The sequence below is a fragment of the Rosistilla oblonga genome, from assembly GCF_007751715.1.
Taxonomy (GTDB): domain Bacteria; phylum Planctomycetota; class Planctomycetia; order Pirellulales; family Pirellulaceae; genus Rosistilla; species Rosistilla oblonga.
In genome coordinates, this window is the sequence record NZ_CP036292.1 from 1,624,265 (window position 1) to 1,648,930 (window position 24,666).

At 58.8% G+C, this 24,666-nt stretch carries 17 protein-coding genes; 6 read left to right on the forward strand and 11 right to left on the reverse strand.

Translation table 11 applies throughout. The annotated features are described in order from the left end of the window. Window positions 1–113: 113 nt before the first annotated feature. Window positions 114–1,016: an Rpn family recombination-promoting nuclease/putative transposase gene (locus CA51_RS05810; RefSeq protein WP_145118653.1), complete on the forward strand. Its 903-nt coding sequence runs from the start codon at window positions 114–116 to the stop codon at window positions 1,014–1,016. Window positions 1,017–1,041: 25 nt separating this feature from the next. On the opposite strand, the gene CA51_RS05815 is transcribed toward CA51_RS05810, so the two are convergent. Both CA51_RS05815 and CA51_RS05820 read right to left on the reverse strand, forming a co-directional pair. Then, on the reverse strand, window positions 1,042–2,397 hold the full coding sequence (locus CA51_RS05815) for a DUF1552 domain-containing protein (RefSeq protein WP_145118655.1): 1,356 nt from the start codon (window positions 2,395–2,397) through the stop codon (window positions 1,042–1,044). 77 nt (window positions 2,398–2,474) lie between these two features. Next, the gene (locus CA51_RS05820) at window positions 2,475–4,418 is read right to left on the reverse strand and encodes a DUF1592 domain-containing protein (RefSeq protein ID WP_231746024.1); all 1,944 of its coding nucleotides are present in this window, start codon (window positions 4,416–4,418) and stop codon (window positions 2,475–2,477) included. Between the two features lie 238 nt (window positions 4,419–4,656). On the opposite strand from CA51_RS05820, the gene CA51_RS05825 reads away from it, so the two are divergent. Beyond that, window positions 4,657–5,820: a prenyltransferase/squalene oxidase repeat-containing protein gene (locus tag CA51_RS05825; RefSeq protein ID WP_145118659.1), complete on the forward strand. Its 1,164-nt coding sequence runs from the start codon at window positions 4,657–4,659 to the stop codon at window positions 5,818–5,820. A 16-nt stretch (window positions 5,821–5,836) separates the two neighbouring features. After that, window positions 5,837–6,616 carry a hypothetical protein gene (locus CA51_RS05830; protein ID WP_145118661.1) on the forward strand — a complete coding sequence of 260 codons (780 nt, stop codon included), beginning with the start codon at window positions 5,837–5,839 and terminating at the stop codon, window positions 6,614–6,616. Between the two features lie 21 nt (window positions 6,617–6,637). On the opposite strand, the gene CA51_RS05835 is transcribed toward CA51_RS05830, so the two are convergent. Continuing rightward, entirely contained in the window at window positions 6,638–8,071 is a 1,434-nt protein-coding gene (locus CA51_RS05835) for a DUF1501 domain-containing protein (RefSeq protein ID WP_145118663.1), read from the reverse strand. A gap of 221 nt (window positions 8,072–8,292) precedes the next feature. Here CA51_RS05835 and CA51_RS05840 point away from each other — a divergent pair, with 221 nt between their 5' ends. Beyond that, the gene (locus tag CA51_RS05840; protein WP_145118665.1) at window positions 8,293–9,411 is read left to right on the forward strand and encodes a Gfo/Idh/MocA family protein; all 1,119 of its coding nucleotides are present in this window, start codon (window positions 8,293–8,295) and stop codon (window positions 9,409–9,411) included. A gap of 152 nt (window positions 9,412–9,563) precedes the next feature. Next, window positions 9,564–10,616, forward strand: a complete 1,053-nt coding sequence (locus tag CA51_RS05845) for a prenyltransferase/squalene oxidase repeat-containing protein (RefSeq protein ID WP_145118667.1) — start codon at window positions 9,564–9,566, stop codon at window positions 10,614–10,616. Window positions 10,617–10,646: 30 nt separating this feature from the next. Here CA51_RS05845 and kdsB read toward each other — a convergent pair whose 3' ends face one another. The 8 genes from kdsB to CA51_RS05885 all read right to left on the reverse strand — a co-directional run bounded on the left by kdsB (window position 10,647) and on the right by CA51_RS05885 (window position 23,658). Next, window positions 10,647–11,405: a 3-deoxy-manno-octulosonate cytidylyltransferase gene (kdsB, locus tag CA51_RS05850; protein WP_145118669.1), complete on the reverse strand. Its 759-nt coding sequence runs from the start codon at window positions 11,403–11,405 to the stop codon at window positions 10,647–10,649. 176 nt (window positions 11,406–11,581) lie between these two features. Next, complete coding sequence (locus CA51_RS05855; RefSeq protein ID WP_145118671.1) at window positions 11,582–12,214, reverse strand: 3-keto-disaccharide hydrolase; 633 nt, start codon at window positions 12,212–12,214, stop codon at window positions 11,582–11,584. Window positions 12,215–12,365: 151 nt separating this feature from the next. Then, window positions 12,366–12,782 (reverse strand): hypothetical protein, encoded by a 417-nt coding sequence (locus CA51_RS05860; RefSeq protein ID WP_145118674.1) that lies wholly within the window; start codon window positions 12,780–12,782, stop codon window positions 12,366–12,368. A 143-nt stretch (window positions 12,783–12,925) separates the two neighbouring features. Continuing rightward, window positions 12,926–15,517, reverse strand: coding sequence for a serine/threonine protein kinase (locus CA51_RS05865; RefSeq protein WP_145118676.1), 2,592 nt, complete (start codon window positions 15,515–15,517; stop codon window positions 12,926–12,928). A 297-nt stretch (window positions 15,518–15,814) separates the two neighbouring features. Next, window positions 15,815–16,966, reverse strand: coding sequence for a ribosome small subunit-dependent GTPase A (gene rsgA / locus CA51_RS05870; protein ID WP_145118678.1), 1,152 nt, complete (start codon window positions 16,964–16,966; stop codon window positions 15,815–15,817). Between the two features lie 73 nt (window positions 16,967–17,039). Next, entirely contained in the window at window positions 17,040–19,043 is a 2,004-nt protein-coding gene (ftsH, locus tag CA51_RS05875; RefSeq protein ID WP_145118680.1) for an ATP-dependent zinc metalloprotease FtsH, read from the reverse strand. 334 nt (window positions 19,044–19,377) lie between these two features. Continuing rightward, window positions 19,378–22,317, reverse strand: a complete 2,940-nt coding sequence (locus CA51_RS05880) for an ATP-dependent DNA helicase RecQ (RefSeq protein WP_145118682.1) — start codon at window positions 22,315–22,317, stop codon at window positions 19,378–19,380. Between the two features lie 3 nt (window positions 22,318–22,320). Continuing rightward, a complete protein-coding gene (locus tag CA51_RS05885; RefSeq protein WP_145118684.1) occupies window positions 22,321–23,658 on the reverse strand; it encodes a hypothetical protein in 1,338 nt (445 codons plus the stop codon). Window positions 23,659–23,869: 211 nt separating this feature from the next. On the opposite strand from CA51_RS05885, the gene CA51_RS05890 reads away from it, so the two are divergent. After that, window positions 23,870–24,613: a 2-phosphosulfolactate phosphatase gene (locus CA51_RS05890; RefSeq protein ID WP_145118686.1), complete on the forward strand. Its 744-nt coding sequence runs from the start codon at window positions 23,870–23,872 to the stop codon at window positions 24,611–24,613. The last annotated feature ends 53 nt before the right edge of the window (window positions 24,614–24,666 follow it).

Sequence of the window (24,666 nt, forward strand, 5' to 3'; positions counted from 1 at the left end):
GCGGTACGCCGCTCTTGCCCGATCGGGGGCCATGTTTTTTTGCCGGTCTGATGCTTTAACATGAAGGTGTGCCGTGACCGATTTTTGAGATCGAGTTGTTGGGGGACACCGTCATGCCGCTTGGTATCAGTCCGCTCGTCGATTTTGCGTTTAAGAAGATCTTTGGCAGTCCCGAGAACGTGCAGGCATTGATCGGCTTGCTCAACGCGGTGCTCTGTTTGGAACATCCGATCGTGTCGGTGGAGATTCTCAATCCTTTCAATTACCAGGAATTCAAGGAGGCGAAGCAGATCATCCTGGACGTTCGCGCACGCGATACTACGGGGAGGATGTTGAATGTCGAGCTGCAGGTTGCGGCGTTTCCCGGATTGTTGCAGCGATTGACGTATTACGCTTGTTCGATGTATGTCGAGCAACTTGAGCGGGGGGACGACTACCATCGCCTCTGTTCGGCAATTTCCATTTGTTTTGTAAATCAGAACCTGCATAGAGGTTCGGCGCAGGCTCACCATTGGTATCAAATGGTCGATCGCGAGAGCGGGCGAACTTTTGGCGATGGTATCGAAGTACACACCGTCGAATTGCCGAAGTATAATTTAAGGGAAGAGACGATCGCAGAGGCGAGTCCGCTCGAACAATGGGCCTTCTTTCTTTTGAATGCACATCGTTACGATGCAGACCGTTTGCGGGAGTTGTTACCTGCGGTGGAGTTTCAAACAGCGATTATCGTCGTAGAGCGGATCGCTGAGAAAACGGAGGATAGGGTGATGTACGATCAGCGTGAAAGAGCTATTCGCGACTACGAATGGTCGATCGCCAGTGCCCGCGATGAGGGACGCGAACAAGGTATAGAGCAAGGCATGGAAAAAGGATCGATTGCAGGGCAGATCCAGCTGACTCAAGATCTGTTGGACGAGCCTCCGCAATCGCTTTCCGATTTGCAGCAACTCTCGATCGAGGAACTCAATCAGCTGTTAGCGGAACTGCGGACGCGGCTGCACGATCGACTGGCTTAGCCGATCGCTGCGTTAGCCAGTTGTATTAGATCGACAGTTCGGCGTTGCTGTCGCCGAAGCTCTCCAGTTCGATGCCGTTGCGTCGCAGCATCGATAGGTAAAGGTTGCACAACGGCACTTGTCCTTCGGCCGCGAGATGGCGTCCGGATTGGATTCCGGTGCTGCCGCCACCAGCCAACAAGATCGGCAAGTTGTCGGGATCGTGGCGGTTGCCGTCGGAGAAGCTCGAACCGAACATAATCATCGAGTGATCCAACAGCGTCCCCTCCCCTTCCTGGATCGCGTCCATCTTCTGGATCATCTTCGTAAATTGTTCGACATGCCAACGATTGATCCGCTGGTATTGGTCGATCTTCTTTTCGTTGTTCTCGTGGTGCGACAGTTCGTGGTGGCCACCTTTGACGCCGTCGAGGAACGAGAAGTTGCGTCCCGAGACGTCGTTGGCGAACATCATGCTGCAGACGCGAGTCGAATCGGTTTGGAAGGCCAAGACCATCAGGTCGAGCATCACGTCGATGTGTTCGCGGAATTCGGCGGGAGCACCGGGCCGGCGGGCTGCGATCTGCGCGGCGTCGAGTGTCGGTTGCCATTGCCGCGGATCTTCGCGCATCGCATATTCGATCCGCCGTTCGACCGACCGCACCGAATCGAGATACTCGTCCATCTTGAATTGATCGTCGCGCCCGAGCGTCTTGCGAACGCGTCGGGCGTCCTCCAAAACGTAGTCCAATAGATTGCTGTCGGCCAACGCACCCTTGGCCTGCTTCTGGCCGAACAGGCGTTCATAGACGACGCGTGGATTGATCTCTTTAGCGACCGGTCGCGACGGCGATTGCCACGAGATGTGCGAACCGTACAACCGCGTGTAGCCGACGTTGCTGTCGATGCCGCTGATCACAGGTTCGGTCCCAAGTTCCAACGACGGAATGGGAGTCAGCCCGCTGTTGTGTTGAGCGATCAATTGGTCGACCGAAACACCGCCGCTGCTGATGTTTTTGCCGGTCGTCTTTGCCACGGGCATGCCGGTCAAAAAGTTCGCTGTCTTGGCGTAGTGCCCGTCGCCACCGTGGCTGTGCTTTTTATCCAGCCCGGTCAGCACCAACACCTTGTTGCGGATCGCTTCGATCGGTTCCAGCGACGGCGTCAACTGATAATCGCTGCCCGTCTTCTCCGGCACCCAAGCCTTTTCCCAGACACCGTTGGGGAAGTAGATGAAAGCGTTTCGCAGCGGTGGCGTCGCCGTCTCGCTACCTCGCAGCCATTTGCTGGACGCCAGGAACGGCAACCCCAACGCGGCGCCGGTTCCTCGCAGGAACAGACGACGGTTGACACCTTGAGTTCTCTTGGACGAAGTCGTTGCGGAAAAAGCGTTGCGGTTCATCGTGAGGCTCCGGATTGGAGAGGTTGGTTGAAAGGCGGGAGGCGCGGTCGGCTGCGTCGCAGGTGACGTCGGCGATCTTATTCGGCAGCTTTGAAATAACGATGCTGGAATGGATAACTGACGACAATCGTTTCGATGATCGCCGCGGCGCGATGGTCCTGTTCTTTTAAGGCTTTCATGCAATCTTCGATCACACACTGATCGAACTTGTTGAGCCCACGACCCAAGGCAAAGCCGAGCAGTTTCTTGACAAAGTGTTTTTCGAAATCGTGCGACCGTTTTAAGACCACTTTCTTCAACTCGCTTGGCCCGGTGAACGATTCGCCCGACGGCAATTTGCCCCCGGCATCGATCGTAAATCCGTTTTCGGATTCGCGCCAGCGGCCCAGAGCGTCGAAGTTTTCCAGCCCGAAGCCCAGCGGATCCATGCGGTTGTGGCACGATGCGCACTCGGGATTCTTGCGGTGGATCTCCAGTCGCTCGCGCAGCGATACCACTTTCTCCGTCTCCGCGGCTTCCAACGCCGGAACGCCCGGCGGCGGTGGCGGAACGCGCGATCCGAGGATGTCTTCCAGCAGCCAACGGCCTCGCAGCACCGGGCTGGTCCGTCGCGGATAGGATGTCGCCATCAGCGTCGCCCCAAGCGTGAGCACTCCGCCTCGCCCCGTTTCTCCTGTGTCGAGAGGTTGCCAATCGGCACCGTCGGCCGCGTTCAAACCATAGTGTTTTGCGATTCGGTCGTTGGCGTAGACGTACGGGGCGTCGATCAATTCCAGCAGCGATCGGTCCTCGCGGAAGACGTTTGCGATCGTCAGGATCGCTTCTTCGCGAAGATCTTCGGCCAGCTGGCGATTGTATTCCGGATAGACCTCCGCATCGGGGCGGATGTTGGTCAGTAGGTTGTTGATGTTGATCCATTGCAAGCCGAAGTTCTCGCCCAGGTAGCGAGCCTTTGGATCGTCGAGCATCCGCCGCGTTTCGGCAATGATTTGTTCGGGCGTGTCGAGTTCACCCGCGTCGGCTCGCGCGAGTAGTTGCTCGTCGGGAATCGAAGACCACAGGAACAGCGACAATCGCATCGCCAATTGATGCGGTGTCAGCCGTTGCACGCCTCCTTCAGCCGACTCCGATTCGACGACAAACATGAAGTTGGGCGACAGGAGAACTGCCTTCAGCGGTTCAGCGATTGATTGCTTGTAGTCTTTTCCGTCGGCCTGAACTGCAGCGAACAACTGCATCAAACGATCGACTTCTTCGTCGGCGATCGGACGTCGCCAAGCCCGCCGCGCAAATCGACCGAGGGTCGCGCGAGCGGCTTGTTCGGCGGAGAGTTCCGATCCGTCAGCTGCCTTGCCTGGCAAGGTCAATTGAAGCGGAGCATTTTCCGTCGACGCGGGATCAGCGATCGCGCGGCCGATCACGTCGGCGGCGACAGCCAGATATTGTTCGACATGAATCGGTGAGGTGAACAGCGAATCGCCGTTGGTATCGAAGCCCTCGCCGCCGGCGCCGTCCGATGGGATTTCAAACCGTGGATCGACGGCAACTCCCGTCGCATCGCGGACCGCGTTCAAATATTCGGTCCGCGTCAATCGGCGACTCATCACCACGCCGCGATACCACGCTTGGGTCTCCTCGTTGGCAATCTGCGAACACAGATCCTCTTTCGGTTGCGAATCCAACCAGCGATGGAACGCACTCTTCTGCTCGTCGTTCAGTTGCGGACTTCCCTCCGGCGGCATCTCCTTCAGCCGTACTCGTTTGCCGACGCGTTCCCAGATCCCCATCTGCTTGGCGACTTCTTCGCCACTGGGAAATTTGGCAAGATCGAACTCTCCATCGGCGTCCTCGCCGCGGTGACACTCGATGCAACGCGACTGGATGATCGGAAGGACCGATTCGTTGAAGTCCTTCTTCCATTTCTCGAGCGCCTTGGCATCGACAGCTGAGGCCGATGAGTGCCCGAAAGTGAGAGCGACAGCGATAGCAAGCATTCCGTTGAATGCAAACAAGCGATCCATAGAGGGAGGGCCATGATTCCGAGGTAGGTTACGCAGCGGGTCAGGACGGTAAGGGGACGTATCGGTCCTTCGACCGAAAGAATGGCTGCATAGTTAACCCCATTATAGATTCGCGGCTGACAAGCGTCCATCGCAAAGCGTCGTTGAGAGGTTTGGCATTCGGTTTGCGTTGTCTTCTCGGCGGAACCGCTCGCCTGTTGGTTGAGCCGACAAAACGCTTACCTTTTGGAGTTGCTGGATGTATCAACGATGGAAATTCCGCCACGCGCGACGCCTTTTTGTCACCGCCGCTCTGGTGGCGGTAACCGCTGGCAGCGCGATCGCTCAACCGGCCGCGGAGGGGACGAAAACGGAAACCGTTTCGAAGTCGGAAGCTCAGCGTCGCGAGATTGTCGACAAGGGACTGGCCTATCTGGCAAAGCAGGGGCAATCGGACGCCGGCACCTTCTCCGATAAAGTTGGCCCCGGGGTGACCGCCTTGGCGCTGACATCGGCGCTGCGAAACGGTCGGACTGCAAAGGATCCGATGGTCGCGGCGGGGCTCAAGGCACTCGAAGGATTCGTTAAGCCCGACGGCGGAATCTACGGCAACGGACGGCTGCGGAATTATGAGACCTGCGTTGCGATGGTCTGTTTCTCCGAAGCCAATTCGGGTGGTCAGTACAACGAAATTTTGAAGCGTGCCAAAGACTTTGTGACGGGGATCCAATACGGTCAAGGCAAACGCGATCCGTCGGATCCGTGGTACGGCGGCGTCGGATATGGTGGCGACGGTCGGCCCGATCTCTCCAACACCGGCTACTTTATCGAAGCCCTTCGCGCGGCGGAGGTCGAGCCAAACGATCCGGCGATCCAACGGGCGTTGGTCTTTATCTCGCGGTGTCAGAACCTGGACAGCAAACACAACGACACGCAATTTGCCGGCAAGGTCGACGACGGCGGCTTCTATTACGAGATCCCAACAACCAAGATCGACCCAAGCACTTCGGACGAACGCTTTACGCCCAACGGCGGTCTCCGCAGTTACGGATCGATGTCTTACAACGGTCTGAAGAGCATGATCTATGCAGGGCTGACCACCAACGACCCGCGAGTGCAGGCGGCGGTGCAGTGGATCACCGATCACTACGACGTGGAAAATAATCCGGGCATGGGCTCGGCCGGTCTTTATTACTACTACCACACCTTCGCCTCGGCGCTGCAAACCTCGGGCATGAAAACCGTAAAGGATGCCGACGGGAAGAATCACGATTGGCGATCCGATCTGATCGCAGAGCTTGCTGATCGTCAGCAGCCCGATGGATCGTGGTCGAACGACAACCGTCGCTGGTTCGAGAGCGATAAGAACCTGGCAACCAGTTTCGCATTGATGGCGTTGTCCTATTGTGCTCCCGCCAAATAACTTGGAGCCAGCGTCGATGAAGTCGTTTCAGCAAACGATCAGCATGTCCTCGCCCAAGCCTTACAGCAAGTGGAATTGCCTGTACGCGATCCAGTTGGCTACGCTGGCAGCGATGCTGGCTTGGACGGTTTTCGATCCGCAGTTCGAATCTTTGGTCGAAGCTTTGCGACGGGGAAGCGATTCACCGATCGCGGCGCTGCGATCGGCCAAGGCGATGGTCGGAGCATGGAGGCCGGCGCTGCTGGTCGTGGTGATCGCGTTGGCTGGCGTCTCGTTAGTCGGTCTGTTCCTGGGGATGCTGAAGGGGACCGCGGCTAGCCGCCCGGTTCGGTCGCTGCGATCGTTGTTGATGTTGACCGCTGTCGTCGCGTTGTGGTGCGGTTTGGCGAGCAATCACGCTTCGTTGGCTTGGCAGGGAAAACGGCTGCGGCTGGTCGCTCGAGTCGCCGAATTGGAAACGATCGCCCGGCCGCTGCGAAGCGACTGGCCCGAGCAGGATGGCGAGTTGCCGCGGATCGGCCCGTTTATGGCGTATCCATTTGGCGATCCTACGACGATGATCTTGCTGGCGCCACCATCGGTCTCCGGTGGCGAGATCTGCATCGCGGCGATCGAGCGGTGCGACGATGGAGCGATCAAGCTGCAGCTGGGCGGTAGCGAAGCCGCCGACTGGGTCGAATGGCATCCCGAATCGAGCAAGCCCGAATCGTTTGTCGGCGGGCTGCAAGATCAACATCAGCTGCGTTCGCATCTGCGGCTCGGATCGGGCTGGTTTTTGGTTCGCTACGACGCGTGACGACTTGCGAACTCGCCGTGGTTAAGTCAGCCCCGGCATCGGATCGCCGTGATAGATTGGCATCGGGCGATCCAGCAGATCGTGCCAGTAGGACGTGCGGGGAAGCCCGAGCGCGGAATAGATCGTCGCGGCAAAGTTCTCGGGAGTCTGTGGGCTGTCCTTGGGCCAACCGCCATGTTGATCGGACGATCCGACCACGCGGCCTCCTTCGATTCCGCCGCCGGCCAAAAAGACCGACTGGCAAGCGCCCCAGTGGTCGCGTCCCGGGTGGGCGTAGGCGCTCGGAAGGTGCGAGATTTTTGGAGTCCGGCCGAATTCGCCCGCCATCACGATCAGGGTCTCGTCCAATTGGCCCGACGCGTCGAGATCATCCAACAGCGCCGCGACGGCTTGATCCATCGGCGGCAATAGATAGTTCTTCAGGTTCGGAAACGCGTTGCCATGCGTATCCCAGGTTTCGTTGTTGCCAAGGTTGACTTGAACCAAGTTCACGCCGGCGCCGACCAATCGTCTCGCAAGCAGCAGCGACCAACCGAAGACATGTCGGCCGTAGCGGTCGAGCGTCTTGGGATCGGCGTCGACGACGTCCAAGGCTTTGCTCATCTTTCCGTCGGCCAACATCGACAACGCTCGTTCTTGGAAGCGATCGAAGCTGTCGACTTCGGCCAGCTTCCGCAGTCCACGCTGCTGCGATTGCAGTTCGGCTAACAAATCGACACGGCTGCCCAGTCGGCCTTTGGATATCGCATCAGGCAATTGCAAGCTGGGCAGGCCAAACGAGAGCCCTTTCGGATTCTCTGATCCCCGAGCGTGATGGAATCCATATTCGGGCCATGCGCCGTAGGCCTGGCGATTGGTGCTGCAGCAGTCCAGCAAAAACGGATCGGTCCCCGGCCCCATCTGTCCGCCGAATTGACCGGGCAAAACGCGGCCCGATCGATGGACCAACTTCTCCGGCAGCATGATCGCTGGCGGCAGGTTGTTGACCGATTGCGTCACCTGTCCGGCGATCGCGGCGATCGATGGATGGTCGGTATGTTTGGGACCGTTGGGACTGAATCCGGTCGGCAGATCGGAGCGTCCCGAGAGCATCACCATGTGTCCCATCGAGTGTTCGTTGTGGGGATGCGTTAGGCTGCGGACCAACGACCACTTCTCGCTGCGAGCGGCCAGTTGAGGCAAGTGCTCGCAGATCTGCAGCCCCGGCGTGCGAGTGGCGATCGGTTGGAACTCGCCGCGGATTTCCGCCGGGGCGTCGGGCTTCATGTCGAAGCTCTCGTGCTGGGCTAGACCGCCCGACAGAAAAATGTAGATCACGTTCTTCGCGCGGGCCGATTCGAACGACGCGGCACCTTCGGCTCGCAATCGATCCAGATGGGACATGCCGAGGCCGAGCAGACCGACGGCACCAGCTTGGATCGCCTGGCGGCGGGGAAGTTGTGGGTGCTGGAACATTGCGGGCGACTCCGTGAGGTGAGGTGGGATGGCGAGTCGTTAGGGGGGCAAGCGAAAGTGTAGCGAGTTTGGCTTCGGCACGCAAAAAATCATTGCGAATTGTTGGGCTCTGTCGGTTTGCGGGAACTCCCAGCGGCGTCTGCAAGACGTTATAAATTGTCACTGATCGTGCGGAACGAAGCTCGACCTTGTCGCAAGTCTCTTTGGTTGGAAAAAACAGCATGCATGGAAATATTTGTCGTTGGGGAATCTTGAGCGCCGCAGCGATCGCTAAGAAGAACTGGGATTCGATTCGAAATTCGGGAAACGGCCAGGTCGTGGCGGTCGCTAGCCGATCGGCGGAGAAGGCTCAGGCGTTCATCGCCGCGTGCCAGGCGTCGGCTCCAGTACCGCACGCGGTTGATGCCCTCGGCAGCTACGACGATCTGCTGGCTCGCAGCGATATCGATGCGGTTTACATTCCGTTGCCGACCGGTCTGCGGACCGACTGGGTCGTCAAAGCTGCCAATGCTGGCAAGCACGTGATGGTCGAAAAACCCTGCGGCGTGACGGTCGACGATGTGCAGCGGATGATCGATGCATGCAACGCCAACAACGTCCAGTTCATGGATGGCGTGATGTATATGCACAGCAAACGGATGGCCGAGATGCGTCGGGTCTTGGACGATGGCAGCAGCGTCGGGACGATTCGCCGAATCACCAGCCAGTTCAGTTTCTGTGCTCCCGAAGATTGGGTTCAGAGCAATATTCGGGCGGGCAGCGATCTGGAGCCGGCCGGATGTCTGGGCGATCTGGGCTGGTATACGATCCGCTTCATTCTGTTTGCGATGAACTATCAGATGCCGACGGAAGTCCGGGGGCGGATTTTGCATTCGGTTTGCCGCGACGAGAGTGGCCAGGCGGTACCGATGGAGTTTCAAGGGGAGCTGCATTTTGAAGGAGGAGCGTCGGCGTCGTTCTACAACTCCTTCCGAACCAACCATCAGCAGCTGGGCCATATCAGCGGCGACAAAGGTTATCTGCAGGTCAACGATTTTGTCCTCCCTTTCCTCGGGAACACCTCCAGCTTTGAAGTCGCCAACCACAACTTCGTCGAAGATGGATGTCGGTTCACGATGGAACAGCATTCCCGCCAGGTCGGCGTCGCGGAATACAGCAACAATGCGGCCGATGCGCAGGAGACTCAGTTGTTTCGAAAGTTCTCGGAACTGGTGCTGTCGGGGACACGCGACCCCTTCTGGCCCAAAGTGTCTTTGAAAACTCAGGCGATTCTCGATGCGGCTCTGCGGTCGGCGAATCACGAAGGGCGTGCGGAAACCGTCCCGATGTTCAACGATTAACCTCGCGAGCATCGAATACAATGGAATCGTCCTTGCCGGGCTGACGACACTCTATAATGGAGTGCGGCTGGGGCTCGGCTGCGACACGGGAATCGTTTCGCCCTCGATGGCAAGCGATCCCTGCGACCTTAAGTTTTAAAGGATTCCAAACGATGTCATTATCGCTCTCTCGACGCGCGATGCTCCGCGATACGGCCGCGGCCGGTCTGGCTCTTTCGCTTGCGGCCGGTTCCGCCCCGCGAGCGGTTGCTGCCAAACGCGACCCGCGTTGGGAAGAATCGATCCAACGAGGGCTCGATTGGCTGGCGCGAACCCAGTCGTCGCGGGGGCAATGGAACGCCCAGCACTATCCGACCGCCCTGGCCGCGCTAGCCGGTGCGGCGATGATCGGGTCGGGATCGACGACCACTCAAGGGCCTTATGCCCGCCCCATCGCCCGAGCGACCGATTTTCTGATCAGCAAATGCCGCGATAACGGTTTGATCGGTGATCCGTTAACCGATTCCCGGTACACCTACGGCCACGGCTTTTCGATGCTGTTTTTGTCGCAGGTGCTTGGCGAAGAGGGGCTTGTCGATCGTCGCCGTGAACTTGTCGACGTGTTGTCTAAAGCGGTTCAGTTCAGCGGGTACGCGCAGACGCCGGCGGGTGGTTGGGGATACGTGTCGGCTCGCGACGGAAACAACTTCGACGAGGGGAGCACCACGATCACGCAGGTCCAAGGTTTGCGAGGCTGTCGCAACGCCGGGATCCCCGTGCCTGGCGAGATCATCGAAAAGGCAAAGCAATACATCTACGAGTGCAAAAACGCCGACGGCGGGATCAGTTACAGTTCGCGGCAGACCGGCAGCAGTCGCCCGGCGATCACCGCGGCGGCCCTGGCGGCGCTGTACAACGCGGGGGATTACGACGGCGAACATGTTCCCGACATGCTCGATTACGCCAAGAAGAGCCTGCATCGGATCAGCGGCGAGCAGCAGGCATACGGCCACTGGCACTACACCTATCTCTATTACAGCCAAGTCGTCTACCGGCAGGGCGAAGCCGAATGGGCTCCGTTTCGCGACAAGCTGTACGATCGGATCGTCGGCGAACAGAAGGCCGACGGCTATTGGGAAGGTCAGATCCACCCGGTCTACGTGACCGCATGCAATCTGATCATGCTGCAGTTGGATAAAGGTTACCTGCCGATCTATCAGCGATAGTCGGCATTCTCGCGGCAGCGACGCCGTCGGTTAGCCTTCAGCGGCCAGTTTGCGTTCGAACGCTCGCAGATCCTCTTCGGTATCGATTCCGATCGCGGGATGGTCGATCTTGCCGACCACGATCCGCCGGCCTGCTTCCAGCAATCGCAATTGTTCCAGCCGTTCGGTCAGCTCCAGCGGGCTGGGGGCCTGCTGAGTGAACCACTGCAGCACTTCGCGGCGGTAGGCATACAGGCCGATGTGCTGCCAGCAGAGTGGCGGGTCGTGATCGACCAGCGCCTGGAAGTCTTGATCGCGAGGCAGCGGGATCGGGCTGCGGCTGAAGTACAACGCATATCCGCCCGTCTCCAGCACGACTTTGACGCAGTTGGGGTTCTTCAGATCGGCAGCGTCACGAATCGGAGTTGCTAGCGTCGCCGCGTAGGCTTCGGGATGCTGTTCCAACAGATCGACGACTAGATCGATCGCATCGGGATCGATCTCCGGTTCGTCGCCTTGAACGTTCACGAAGACGTCGGCTTGGTCATCGGCGAGGGCCGCTTCGGCGACTCGGTCGGTCCCGCTTTGGCAATCGACCGACGTCATCATCGCGTTGCCGCCAAAACGCTCGACTTCCGCCAGCAATCGCGGATCGTCGACCGCCACGATCATCGAAGCGGCTCGCCGCGATCGGCTGGCCGCCTCGTAGGTACGCTGCAAAATTGATTTCCCCGCGACGACCCGCAGCAGTTTTTCAGGCAATCGTGTCGACGCCAGTCGCGCCGGAATGACAATCTTGGCGTTGAGCATAAATCGAGAGAGATCGTTCTGCGGTTTGGGGGACGACGTGATGGAAAGGAACGGATACTACCCGGCTAGTAAAGAGTTTTCTAGTTCAACCGCGCGGACAACGCCCCGCGCTTTTGAAGGCCGCGCGGCCCGATGGGCTCGCGGTGAAACGAAAAATACAACTCAACCTGCTTAACTCAGTCGAGTTTCTTGACGCGAAGGTTCTTGAAGTAGACGACGCTGTCGGGGTCGTGCGCTTGCAACGCAAACGTACCTTCGCTGAGCCGGCGATCGAAGCCTGAATTGTCGGCTTGCTTGTTCTCCGGTTCGGTGTAATCGACCATCGTCTCGCCGTTCAGCTTCAGCACGATGTGGCGTCCTTTGACGATGATCTCCTGCGTGTACCACTCGTTGTCTTTCACGGGCGGTGCAGCGACGTTATCGACCGCGTACAGACTGCTGCTCTTCTTCGGGTCCTTGTGAGTGACGTTGACCTGGCACTCGTAGCCCTTCACGGGCCAACCCTCTTGCTGGAACTTGGTGTGGAAATAGATACCGGCGTTGCTGCCGGGAGTTGTCATCACGTCGGCTTTGAAGTGGAAGTCCTTGAACGGCGCGAGATCGCCTTCGTAGAACAGGTGGCTGCGCGGGCCATCACACATCAGCGTGCCATCTTTGACCGACCAGCTGTCGGTGTTTTCCGACGCCTTCCAACCGCTGAGCGACTTGCCGTCGAACAACTGGGTGAAGCCTTCCTCTTGAGCGACCGAGGGACGGGCCAGAGCGGAGACAAACAGCAAAGCGATCGAGCAATGGAATAAATGTTTCATCGGGGGAGGTCTTTCGTTGGGGGAGGTTTTTCGTATTTGCTTCTGTGTCGCGATTCTTCAACCGAGGTTTACGAATGAGAAAACGCCAGGCGAATTGAATTCGTCTGGCGTTTTGATGTTTCGATTCCCAAGAGTCAGGGAAAAGCAAGCATTACAGGTTGGCGTCGGTCGCTGGCAACTTGCCGGCGGAGATCTTGGCGCCAAATGCTTCGCCGTCTTTCGACTTCTCTTTGTTCACAGTTTCGAACATGGTCGTCATCGTTTTGACAGCTGCTTCTTTGGTGCTGTCGTCTTTGTACTGCGCCTTCAGGTCACCGATCTTGATGTCCTTCGACTTCAGGAATGCGGTCATCGCGGTGCCGTATTCGTTGCGGCTTTCGGCGGTCTTCTTGTCTTTGACACCTTTGACGTGGCAGAGGTTGCAGCCAGCCTTGCGGGCAACTGTCTTGAAGTCGCCGCTGTCGTCGCCAGCGTAGATGTTAGACCATTCTTTTTTCAATTCACCGATAGCCATGGCTTGCGAAGCGGTAACCGTCATAGCGATCGTCAGTAACAAAACTCGCAACATTCGATTCAGTCTCCAGGAGGTAATTTTCAGGTAGGTGTTAGCGAAGTAGATTCGAGGCAAGGCAGTCGTTTGCTGAGATAGCAAACATTCTGCTCACTAGATTTAAGCTGCCAAGTGCCCCATTGTCAAATATCGGCAAGGTTTTACAGAGACTTTGTCGGCATTGGTAGCTTTGGAATGGTAGCTGGATCAAATCCGGGAGGCAAAACGCCATCCTGCAGATAATCGCGGGGAACGTGGGTGTGGACTGGTTTGCCGCGAGGGAAAATATCCGACCAGATCACGGTACTCTTGGGACGCTCCTCTTCGAAGCCGGCAAACCAACTTGCCTCATCGTTTAAATCGGTCCAACCGTACTCCAGCGAGTCCCCTTGGGTATCGCTGGCTCGGTAGATCACTCCCATCCGGTCTTCGTCCAGTTGGTAAGCGTTGCTTTTCCCTTGCATCGACAGGCATTGGGCGGCGGTCGTTTGCAGGTCGTCGAGTCCGGCGACTTCAAACTGCCGCGATTCGGGAGACGATACAAAGGTGCAGCTGTTGGACGATCGGTTCAGCGTCACGGGGAACGATGCCGACGGGCTGAGCTGGACGCGAGCAAAGCCATCGTCGCAGTGAGCCGTAACATGGTCCAATTTGATTTTGATCTGTTCCATCGCAAAGGAAGCCTTTGCCGCGCCGCCGGTCTCCAAGAAGCGGCCCGTCGTCGCTAGCAAACCGTTGCTCCATTCGACGTCCAGCCGTGACGCGCTATCCATTCCGATCAACGTCATCTGACCGCGGAAGACGCAGTTTTTCAGTTTCAGCCAGACCAGCAAGCCAGCCGATGTGGCCGTCGGTTGACGGCTGGGAGTTGGTTCGACGCCGTTCGATTTGACTTGAAACGCATACACATCGCCGCGGCGAGCGAGGTTGTCGATCGTGATCGAACAATCGCTCAATTCGATCTTCTCTTTCGATTGGCCCGTCAGCCCAAAGACGGCGCCGCCATCGCGAGCCGATCCGGTTTGCCAGAAGAAGTGGATGCCTTCGAAAGCGATCCCGTTCCCGCCGGTGACGATCTTGATCGGCGGTTCCATCGACGGCATCGCATCGTCTTTAAGGATCACCATGCCGGCAAAGCCTTCGGCGACGCGAATCTTCAGTCCGCTGCGAGGGATCCGCAGTTGGGCGACTTCGAGCTCATCGGCTCGCAATTCGATGGTATCGATCGTGGTGTTCGATTTCGCTTTTTCCAACGCGTCGAGAAGCGTGGTGACCGCGCGGGGATCGTCGGCGCGGGCGCTGGGGTTCACGATCAGCGTCGTCCAAGGAACCGGCGGTGGATCGTTGGTCGCATCTTTCAGCTCTGCCGCGGCCAGCCGCTGTCGCGCCGCTTCGGTGTCGACGGCTGTCGGGCTGTTCCCCGCACCTTCGTTGGTCTCGCTGGGCGTCGCTGACGGCGTTTCGGTAGACGCCACCGCGCCGGCGATCGATTGGGGGCGGGCCCGCAGTTCATCGGGGCGTGGGATCTGAAGATCGCTCTCGCCAGCCGACATCATCTGGATCCAAACCGTGCTCAGCAGAAGCAGGCTGACCGCGACGATCCATGGCAGATGTTGCTGCAGCAGCGACGGCCAGACGCTGGGCGTCGGGACCGACGTCGTTCCCATCGCGGCGGATCGGGTGAGCCCCAATTGTTTTGACAGGTGGTGCAGATCGGCAATCGCGTCGGCTGGTCGCGGGTAGCGGTCGCTCGGCTTTTTCGCGAGCAATTTATGGATGATCGCCGTCAGATCGGGATGGATCTCGGGACGGAAGACCGCTGGATTGGGAGGCGCCGCGTTGCCGTGGTTCATCAATTTCTGAACGATCGATCCGCCCGGGAAGGGAGGTCGGCCGACGAGGATGAAATACAATGTGCAGCCGAGCGAATAGAGGTCGCTGCGGACATCAGCTTCGCGCGGGTCGCGGGCTTGTTCGGGAGAGATGTAATCGAACGTCCCAAGCGTCACGCCGCTGGCGGTCATGTCGTCGGTGACTTCGACGTGTTGAGACCTCGCTAGGCCCATATCGACAAGTTTCACCTGTCCGCTGGAAGTGACCAAAACGTTCGAAGGTTTGATGTCGCGATGGACCACGCCTCTTTCGTTTGCATGCTCCAACGCCTCGGCGACCTGCCGCGTGTAATAGACCGCGTCGTCGATCGACAGCACACCCTCTTGGGCGACCAAGTCGCGCAGGTTGATCCCATCGATGTGTTCAAAGACGATGTAGTGCCAGCCGTTTTCCTGGCCGACGTCGTAGACCCGGGCGATGTTGGGATGGTCCAGCTTGGCCGCACTCTGCGCTTCGTTCTTGAATCGCCGCTGCAGATCGGGATCTTCGCCGACGCGTGGAATCACTTTGATCGCCACCGTTCGGTCCAACCGCGTGTCGGCCGCCCGGAAGACAGCTCCCATGCCGCCGCCGCCGATCAGGCACTGCAGGCGGAAATTCCCCAGTTCGGCTCCTTCGAGAACCTTGGCGACCTCTGCCGGTGTCGCTTGTTCCGACGGTGGTGGCGGCAGTTGGCCGCCCGATCGACGAATCACCGTTTGCGCGGTCTCGACTCGGGAGGATCCCATGCCCATTGCCGGGGCGACGCCCGATTCCGAACCATCGCCGGCGTCAGCTAATCTGCGGACCGTGGGCGCATCGGTATCGAAACCGCCATCGAGTGGTAGCTGCGTCGTTCGCTGAGTGCTGAACTCTGACATCTGCCGCGCCGGGTGAAATCATTCGTTCGAGAAAAGGCCTCACAAACGCCAGAGTTTCCGTTCTGGGGTTTGCAGGGTGTGGTTGATTGGAAGGGGCGCAAAGCCGACTCCCACAGGCATAACCTTAATTGGAATCGCTGTTTCGGTCAATCTTTTGCCCGTTTACCTGTCCTGCCAATATCACCGTTTCGGCATAATCCTAAGCGATTCTGCAATCGAATCGCCTTTGCTGGCAAAGCTGATTAGATCACCCGGCCAGGTCTGAGGAGTGGCTGGTGGGGTGGGCGATGGGGGCAATCAACGCCCTTTGTTCATCAAGTCTTCTTCCAGCAGATGGCAATAGCTGTCGTAGCGACGCGCGTCGATCCGGCCGTCGGCGACTGCATCTTTGACCACGCACTGGTCCTCATCCAAATGCAAGCAATCCGAATAACGGCAGCCGCTGACATATGGTCGCAGGTCGGGCATCAAGGCGGACACTTCGCCAGGAGTGATGTCCCAGAGCTGGAATTGCCGGATTCCGGGGGTGTCGACGACAAAGCCGCCGCTGGAAAGAGGGATCAGTTTTGCGGCGGTTGTCGTGTGCCGACCCTTCTGGTTTTCGGAGCTGACGCTGGAGACGCGGAGGGCTAGCCCCGGTTCGATCACGTTCAGCAGGCTGCTTTTGCCAACGCCACTTTGCCCCACGACCGCTGTTTCGCGATTGGCGATCACTTGGCGAAGGAAGTCGATTCCCTGGCCTGTTTCGGCTGAACAGGTCAGCACGCGATATCCCAGTTGGCCAAAGGTGCCGACCAATTGCTGATACTCCGCCGCGTCGACCAGGTCGATCTTATTGATGCAGATGATTGGCGTGATGCCAAAGTGTTCGGCGGTCAGGAGAAAGCGATCGATCAGTCCCGGCTTCAGTCCCGGTTCGGCGGCGCTGGTGACGATCATCAACCAGTCGACGTTGGCGACGATCACGTGCTGGCGGCCGCGACTGGTTCGGCTCAGCACATGCGAACGGGGCTCGACCCGTTCGATCATTCCCTCTTGGTTGTCGGCCGTCCGGATCGCGACGCGATCACCGGTGGCGATCACATGCCGTTGGTCGGTGCTGAGCGATTTAAGCAGCTGGCGAACGGTGCAGCTGTAGACGACGCCGTCGTCCCCCATCACTCGGCTCTGCAGCCCGTGGACGCTCAGCACGCGGCCGGCGATCAACGCATCGTCGGAATCGAGTTGAACGTTCAGGCCGGCATTGGAGTCATCGATCGCATCGCCGAAGACCGTGCGGTGCCGCGTGAGAGCCCCTTTGCCGCTGACGCGTTCGCCATGGTGGGCGTCAGCCAAGCGTTCGGTATCGCCCGTCTTGAATTCGCGGGTCAGGTCGGCATCGCGCGCCCTCCCCTGATGCTTCTTGCGAAACTCGGTGCGAATTTTCGAACGGTTCTTTTTACGAGCCATCGGCCAATCCTTCAGCGATCAATGCCGACCGCCTTGGCGATTTGTTGCCGCAGCGGTTGCGATCGCGCCCCATTCACGAATTCGCTTTGGCATTGGGGACTGCATCGGGGGAGTTGGGGACCGTGTCGGGTGCGATCACAGTTTCACTGTGCGCATCCTTCTTGGCGTCGACGTGAACCGAAGGACCGATCAACGCGGTGAGGTCTTCTTCGGACAGTTCCTCGCGTTCCAGCAGATCGCGGGTGATCGCTTCGAGCTGGTCCTTCTTGTCGCGAAGCAGCGCCAGCGCTTCCTCGTCGACTTCGTGCAGAATTCTCGCGACCTCGCCATCGATCAACTCCTGCGTCGCTTCGCTGAACTGACGCTGTTGATGCATCTCGCGACCCAAAAACGGATCTTCGTCGCTGGTCTTGTAGCTGACCGGACCCAGCTTGGGACTCATGCCCCAATGCGAAACCATCCGCCGAGCGATGCTGGTGGCGCGTTCGAGATCGTTCTCCGCACCCACGGTCGTCTCGTCGTAGATGATCCGTTCGGCGGCGCGGCCCGACAACAGGACGATCAATTGATGTCGCAGTTCGCGTTCGGACATGCTCAACCGATCCTCGCTCGGGATCGTTTGCGTGCTGCCCAACGAGCGGCCACGCGGAATGATCGTGACCTTGTGAACGCGGTACGAACCGTCCAGATACCAGGCGGCGATCGTGTGTCCGGCTTCGTGATAGGCAGTCTTTTCCTTTTCCGAATCCTGCAACACCTCTTCGCGTTTGGCTCCCATCAGGATCTTATCGCGAGCGTATTCGAAGTCCTCCATCGCGACTTCGGTCTTGTTATTTCGAGCGGCCCAGAGAGCGGCTTCGTTGACCATGTTGCGAATATCCGCACCGGTCAGTCCAACCGTTCCGGCAGCCAGCGTGTGCAAGTTGACGTCGTCGGCCAGCGGCACTTCGCGGACGTGGACCTTGAAGATCGCTTCGCGACCTTTCAGCGTCGGGCGACCGACGGTCACGTGACGATCGAAACGACCTGGACGCAGCAGCGCTGGATCGAGGACGTCGGGGCGGTTGGTCGCCGCGACGACGATGACAGCGTCGTTGCCGCCGAAGCCGTCCATTTCGCCAAGGATCTGGTTGAGCGTTTGTTCGCGTTCGTCGTGACCGCCGCCGAGACCGGCGCCTCGCTGGCGACCAACCGCATCGATTTCATCGATGAAGATGATCGACGGGCTGCTCTCCTTGGCGACCTTAAACAGATCGCGGACGCGGCTGGCACCAACACCCACAAACATCTGGATGAATTCCGAACCGTTGACCGAGAAATAAGGAACGTTCGCTTCGCCAGCGATCGCTCGAGCCAACAGCGTCTTGCCGGTGCCGGGTGGTCCATTTAATAGGACACCCTTGGGAACGCGGCCTCCCAGCTTTTGAAACTTCTCGGGGCTCTTGAGGAAGTCGACGATCTCCTGCAGATCGGCTTTAACCCCTTCGAGTCCTGCGACTTGGTCGAACGTGATCGCTTGTTCGCTGGCCTCGTAGCGTTTGGCCGGACTCTTGCTGAATCCCGACAGGAAGCCGCCTCCCATCATCTCGTTCCGCGAGCGACGGTAGGAGAACCAGATGAAGCCGAGCAGCAGCAGCGGCAGCATCAGGAACAACATCGTCAGCGTCGGCAGCAATTGATCGGCGGGCGCGTTTTCGACGGTACCGTTCTGAGCCACGATTCGCGAATCGAGATCTTCGGGCAGCTCGCGATAATAGACCAAGAACTCCGTCGGCAATTTATCCGCATCGGAGGAGGTGGCGGTGGCTGTCTTGTCGCCGAACTTCACCGGCGGACTGGGCGGGGTTTTGAATTCGCCGACGATATAGCCGTCGCGAACCACAATTTTTTCCACGTTCCCATCGTCGACCTGCTTCAGAAAGAAGCTCCACGCAACCGCGTTGGCAGTCCCTTCGCCGCGCCAAAACAAAATCACGGCCAAAATGGCAAGCGTCAAAAAAATGACCCATGAATTATTCGATCGACCTTCAGGCTTCTTCTCTCGAGAGCCCGAGGTTTTATCTTCCCGATTCTCCATCAGTTTCCTTTCGATGCCATTGAATCAAGCCTGTCGCCCGCCAATGGCTCGACGTTGTGTACAAGGTTTCCAAGCTGCGATTCTATCGTTCACGATCCCTGGCGATTGCCGATCGCTTGCGTCCGCCGCGAATGCTGTGCGAACTTTGGGCCAATTCCATATGTTTTTTCAATTGTAGCGGGCTAGAGCCGATTAGGCTAACCACGCTCGGCTCGATGCCAGGTCAAATCCGTGTTTCAATGTGAGCTACCGTTCGGCACGCGATAGTGTTCGGTTTTCTTGGGGATTGCCAAGCTGACGCGAGCCAGCTGATCCGCCCGAACCCGAACACTTGTCAGCCTTGGGACCGATGAGCTTCGCGAGCCAATTGCAATAGCTTGGGATCCCAGTGGCTGGGGATCAAGCCGTCGAGAGTTGCCGCCGAATCGGTCGCTGCAGCGATTGTGGCGAGCAATTTCGAGTCCTCGCCGGCGACCCAGTCGAGCTGGACCGGGCGTTGGTCGCGAACTGCATCGATTAGGTGCGACAAAAGTGTCTCTCGGTCAATCTGGCGAATCGCACAACACTGCTCTGCGGTGTATCCGTCCCGCAGCAGTTTCCAGGTCCAGAAGGTGTCGCCGACACTTGTCGGGTCGCCCGACGCGTTGTCGGTTACTGGTTGAGGTGCTGTGGTGTTGGGGGATGCTGTCGCCGGTGTGTCGGTCGCTGGCGGCTGCGGAGATGCGATCGGATCGGCGGCGATAGGTTTCCCGTTCCCGCTTGATCGCGGTTCTTCGCTCGGCTCCAGCTGCTCGCGGACCGATGGCGGCTGAGGTTCAATTTCGTCTTCGTCCTCTTCCAGCGGTTCGTCCGAATCGTCGGCGATTTGCGATTCGATCAACTGAACCAGCGCGTATCCATACTGTTCGACCGTTTCGGGAACGATGCCGCGAATCGATTCCAGTTCGCTAACGCTCTGCGGCTGTTTGGCGGCGATCGCTTCGAGGGTCGCGTTGCTGACGATCCGGTAGGCGGGAACGCCCAGTTCGTTGGCCGCTTCCAGTCGCCATTTGCGGAGCGTCTTCAAAAGATCGGGATTCGCTGTCGATTTCGGTTTTTCCATCGGCGTCTCGGTGACGTCTTCCGCAGCGGCCATCTTGCGGACCAACGCCATCGCTTTGATTTTCAGCGGCCGGGCGATCGTAAAGGCGACGGGAACCGGTTGGTTTCCCTTCATCACTTCCTGTCCGAAATCGGTCAGCTTGACCGTTGGCCGCCGCTGGGTGACTTCGATCTGTTGCGCCATCCCGACGCTGCAGACGGCGTCCAGCAGATCGGTGACTTGAGCTTGTTTGAGTCCCTTCAGCAAACCAAAGGTGCTCAAGCGATCGAGCTTCAATTGTTGCAGCTTCTTGTTTTGCGAACCGGCCAACATTTGAGCGACCAGCCCTTTGCCAAATCGCCCGTGGGTGCGAGCCAGGGCGCTGAGCACGATCCGCACCAGCTGGGTGATCAGCTGCTGTTCCTCGGTCTCTTCAGCGGTCAACGGAACGGCGGCGGCCGTTGTCACCGCCGCATTTTTTCGGGGCTGCGTCAGGTCGCATCGGTCGCAGTTTCCGCAGACGTCGGCTGCTGGATCGCCGAAATAATTCAGCACCGCCAACTGCCGGCAGTTCGGCGTTTGCGCAAACCGGATCACATGATCCAGCTTCTCGTATTCGGCCCGCTTGCGGCGTTCGAGTTCGACGAAATCGATCTTTAGGTCGTTGAAGGGGACATCGCGTTTGCGGAAGTGGATCGCCCGGCCGCGAAACGGCGGCACGTAATCGAAGTCGCGCAACCGACTCAATTCCCGCAGCGTTCGCGTCACCGATTCGCGCGATTGATCGGTCGATTTGACAATCCGGTCGAGCGAGAAATAGACGTCCTCTTCGCGTCGATCGCCGATGATCTTTTCAGCCGCTTGCAACACGCGGCGGCGAACTTTGGCTTCCCGCGGCAGCATGTCGACCAAGGTCGGCAGCGTGCTGTCGATCCGGATGATCGCCTGGTTGGCGCTGCTGTCCAACCGCTCCAGGACTCCCGTTTTGGCCAGCAACCGCTCGGCGGTCCCGATCGCCTCGCCGCCGACTTGTAGGCCGATCTTCTCGCGAATCTGATCGAGCGTCATTTCGATCGGGTCGTCGGTGCGGGAGTGCAAGAACTTGTAGACCGCCGCGACGACGTCGCGGGTCGGGTAGTTGTTCTCGATGAAAAATTCTTGGATGTAGCGGTCGCTGTAACTGAACAACAGCAGACATTCGCTGGGCAAACCGTCTCGGCCGGCCCGGCCCGCTTCTTGGTAATAGGCTTCCAAGCTGCCGGGCATGTTGTAGTGGACGACGTAGCGGATGTCCGATTTGTCGATTCCCATCCCAAACGCGTTGGTCGCCACGATCGCGGCCAACTTCCCCGCCATGAAGTCCTCTTGGACGCTCCGCCGCTGTTGCGGATCGAGGCCGCCGTGGTAGATCCCGACCGGTTTGCCAAGCTTCCCCGGCAACCAGAGGGCAATTTCTTCGCAGCGTTTCCGCGTCGCGGCATAGATGATCCCGATCCCCTTCTGGCCCCGCAGGAACTCCGCCAGCCGTTGATCCTTCTCGCGATCGCTGCCGCAGGGAGATACGGCGAACCGCAGGTTTTCGCGAGCGAAACCGGTGATGAACGGCTTCGGTTCGTGCAGCGACAACAGCTTGACGATGTCGTCGCGAACCGTCGGCGTGGCGGTGGCTGTCAGAGCGATCGTCTGCACGCCGCCCAGATTGCGAATTCGGAACTGCCCCAGGCGAGCGTAATCGGGGCGGAAATCATGTCCCCATTCGCTGATGCAGTGGGCTTCATCAACCGCCAGCAGCGAGACCTTCGTTTTGCGAACGCTCTCCAAAAAGCGGCTGTTCCGCAGCCGCTCCGGCGCGATGTAGATCAGGTCGTACTTTCCCTCGGCCATCGCCTGCATGCGATCGAACTGTTCGGCCGGTTTCAGCGAGCTGTTGATCAGCGTCGCCCGAAAGCCTTTCTTTTGCAGCACGTCGACCTGATCCTGCATCAGCGCGATCAGGGGCGAGACGACGATCGTCAGCCCGTCGAGCATTACGCTGGGCAATTGATAGCACAGGCTTTTGCCGCCGCCGGTTGGCATCACGCACAACACGTCCTTGCCGTCGAGGACCTGTTGAATCACCGCTTCCTGCCCGCTGCGGAATTGGGTCAGGCCAAACCGGTCCAGGAAATCGCTTGGGGAAAGTGTCGACGGCATGAACTACCACTCAATCTTCGCTTGAGGCAATTCCTGCTTCAACGCTTCGACGGTGCTCTTTTCAATGACATAGGTGCGGGTGATGAACAACCGTTTAAGTTTCTTCAATCCGTACAACTTCGGCATGCCTTCATCGGTGACGCCAGTCCCCCCAAGGTGCAACAGCTCCAGATTGGTCATCGTGGCGATCGTGTCGAGGCAATCGTCGCTGATCGCGTCGCCGAGGTTATCGAGATTCAATTGCTTCAACTGGGTCATCCCCTTCAGCTGAGCGATCCCCTCTTCGGTCGCTTCGGTGTTCCAGAGGTTCAGGTTTTCCAGATTGGGCAGCTTGGCCAAGTGTTCGAAGACGGCGTCTTGAACCGGAGATTCGCTGAGGTCGAGATCTCGCAGTGCTTTCATGTCAGCAAATGCCGCGGCGTTTTCACCGCGGATGCTCGTCTCGCGAGCCCGCACCTTTTGCAGCTTCGGCAGCTGAGCCAGCAGCGGGATGACTTCGTCGTCGACTTTGCTAGCGCCGTACAGATTGATTTCCTTGAGCTTTTTCAGGCCGACCAAGTGCTTGATCCCCTCGGGGCCAACGCGGCAATATTGCAGGCCCAGGGCGACGAGGTTGTTGAGGCCGGTGAGCTGAGCCAATCCGCTGTCGTCGACTGCGTTGGGCAGGCGGACATTTCGCATCTTGGTCAATTTGCCAACCGAAGTAGCACATTCGTTGGTCAGCAGCGAGCACTCGAGCAGATCCAGCAGCTCCAATTGCTTGGCGGCTTCGAGCGACTTGATTCCCGCGTCGGTGACCTTCGTGCGGGCGATCCGGATCTGGCGGATCGTATCGCAGCCGGCCAGAGTCTTCAGCGATTCGTCGGTGATCTCGCTCTTGATCAGATCGACATCGGCCAGTTTGGGGAGCGTGACCAGGACCGCGACAGCTTCGTCGCCAACTTGCGTGCAGTTATCGAAACCGATGACTTTCAGTTCGGGATGCGCTTTCAGTTTTTCGACAGCTTCCAGCGTCACGCCGGGGCCACGGGCGAGGATCTTCTGCAGCTTTGGCAATCCGGCGACCCAGGCGAATTCGTCCGCTTGGTCTTCGGCAGCGTCGGGGAACAGGCCGCGAAGATCGAGTTCGACGATGTTCTCGCCTTGCTTCTTCACGGTGACTCCGCCAGCCGCTTCGATCGCGGCGACGACTTCCGCATCGTCGGGCGTCGGTTCGGCAGCTGCAGCAGGGGCGGGGGCCTCGGCCGGTTCATTATTAGGTTGGGCAACCTCCTGCTTTTTGCAACCCGAGAGCAACAACAGCGTCAGCAGCAGGGTGGGGATGGTTCGGACAAAGGTCATCGGTGTTGTAAATCCTTATATCGAATCGCGTTCTGCGGCTCCTGGCGAGCAGCGGCCAGGGGAATTTTTTACTGGAAATCGCCCCGCAATCGCGAGCGGATGGGGGCGCCTAGTTTCGCAATGTCAGGGTTCAATTTAGCATGACAAACTAGCCTAAGCAGGGCAGCCCTGCAAATAGGTATCCCAATCGCGCCAAGGATGAAAGCTTGCCATGAAATCGGTATCCGTTGCCCTTCTGCCGTCGTTGATCCAACGCGAATCGCTAACCGATTGCACTGCGGTGGTGATCGACGTGCTGCGAGCCACTTCGGTGATCGCGACCGCTTTGGGCAATGGAGCGGCGGGTGTGATCGCTTGCGAATCGATCGACCAGGCTCAGCGACAGGCCGCGGATTTGCCCGGGGCTTATAAGTTGTGCGGCGAGCGCGGCGGGTTGCCGATCGACGGCTTCGATCTGGGGAATTCCCCGGCCGAATATCCTCGTGAGGTGATCGCCGACAAAACGGTCGTGATGACGACGACCAACGGGACGCGAGCCCTTGCGGCGGTCGATACGGCGGCCGATGTGTTGACCGCCTCGTTTTTGAATCTGTCGGCGGCGAGCGATTATTGCGCGCAATCGGCTGATGTGTTGTTGGTTTGCGCGGGGACCGATGGCCAGATCAGTGGCGAGGATGTGTTGTTGGCCGGTGCGATCGCCAAGCGGTTGATCGGCGGGCACGGCTTCGAAACGACCGACGATTCGGCGTTGTTGGCGATCGCGGCGTGGGAGGCTGCCGAACCGGTAGCCGCCGATCCTGCGCGGCTCGCGGAATTCCTGGCGTTATCCAAAGGGGGACGCAATCTGCAGCGGATCGGATTCGCCGACGATCTGCAGCGCGTCGCTCGGATCGACTCGGTGTCGCTGGTTCCTCGCCGCGAGTCCCGCAATCCGCTGTGGCTGCGCTGCCAATAGCGACATCTTCGCGTGGAACCTCGCGATCAGGTCGCTGGAAAAATCGTTACACC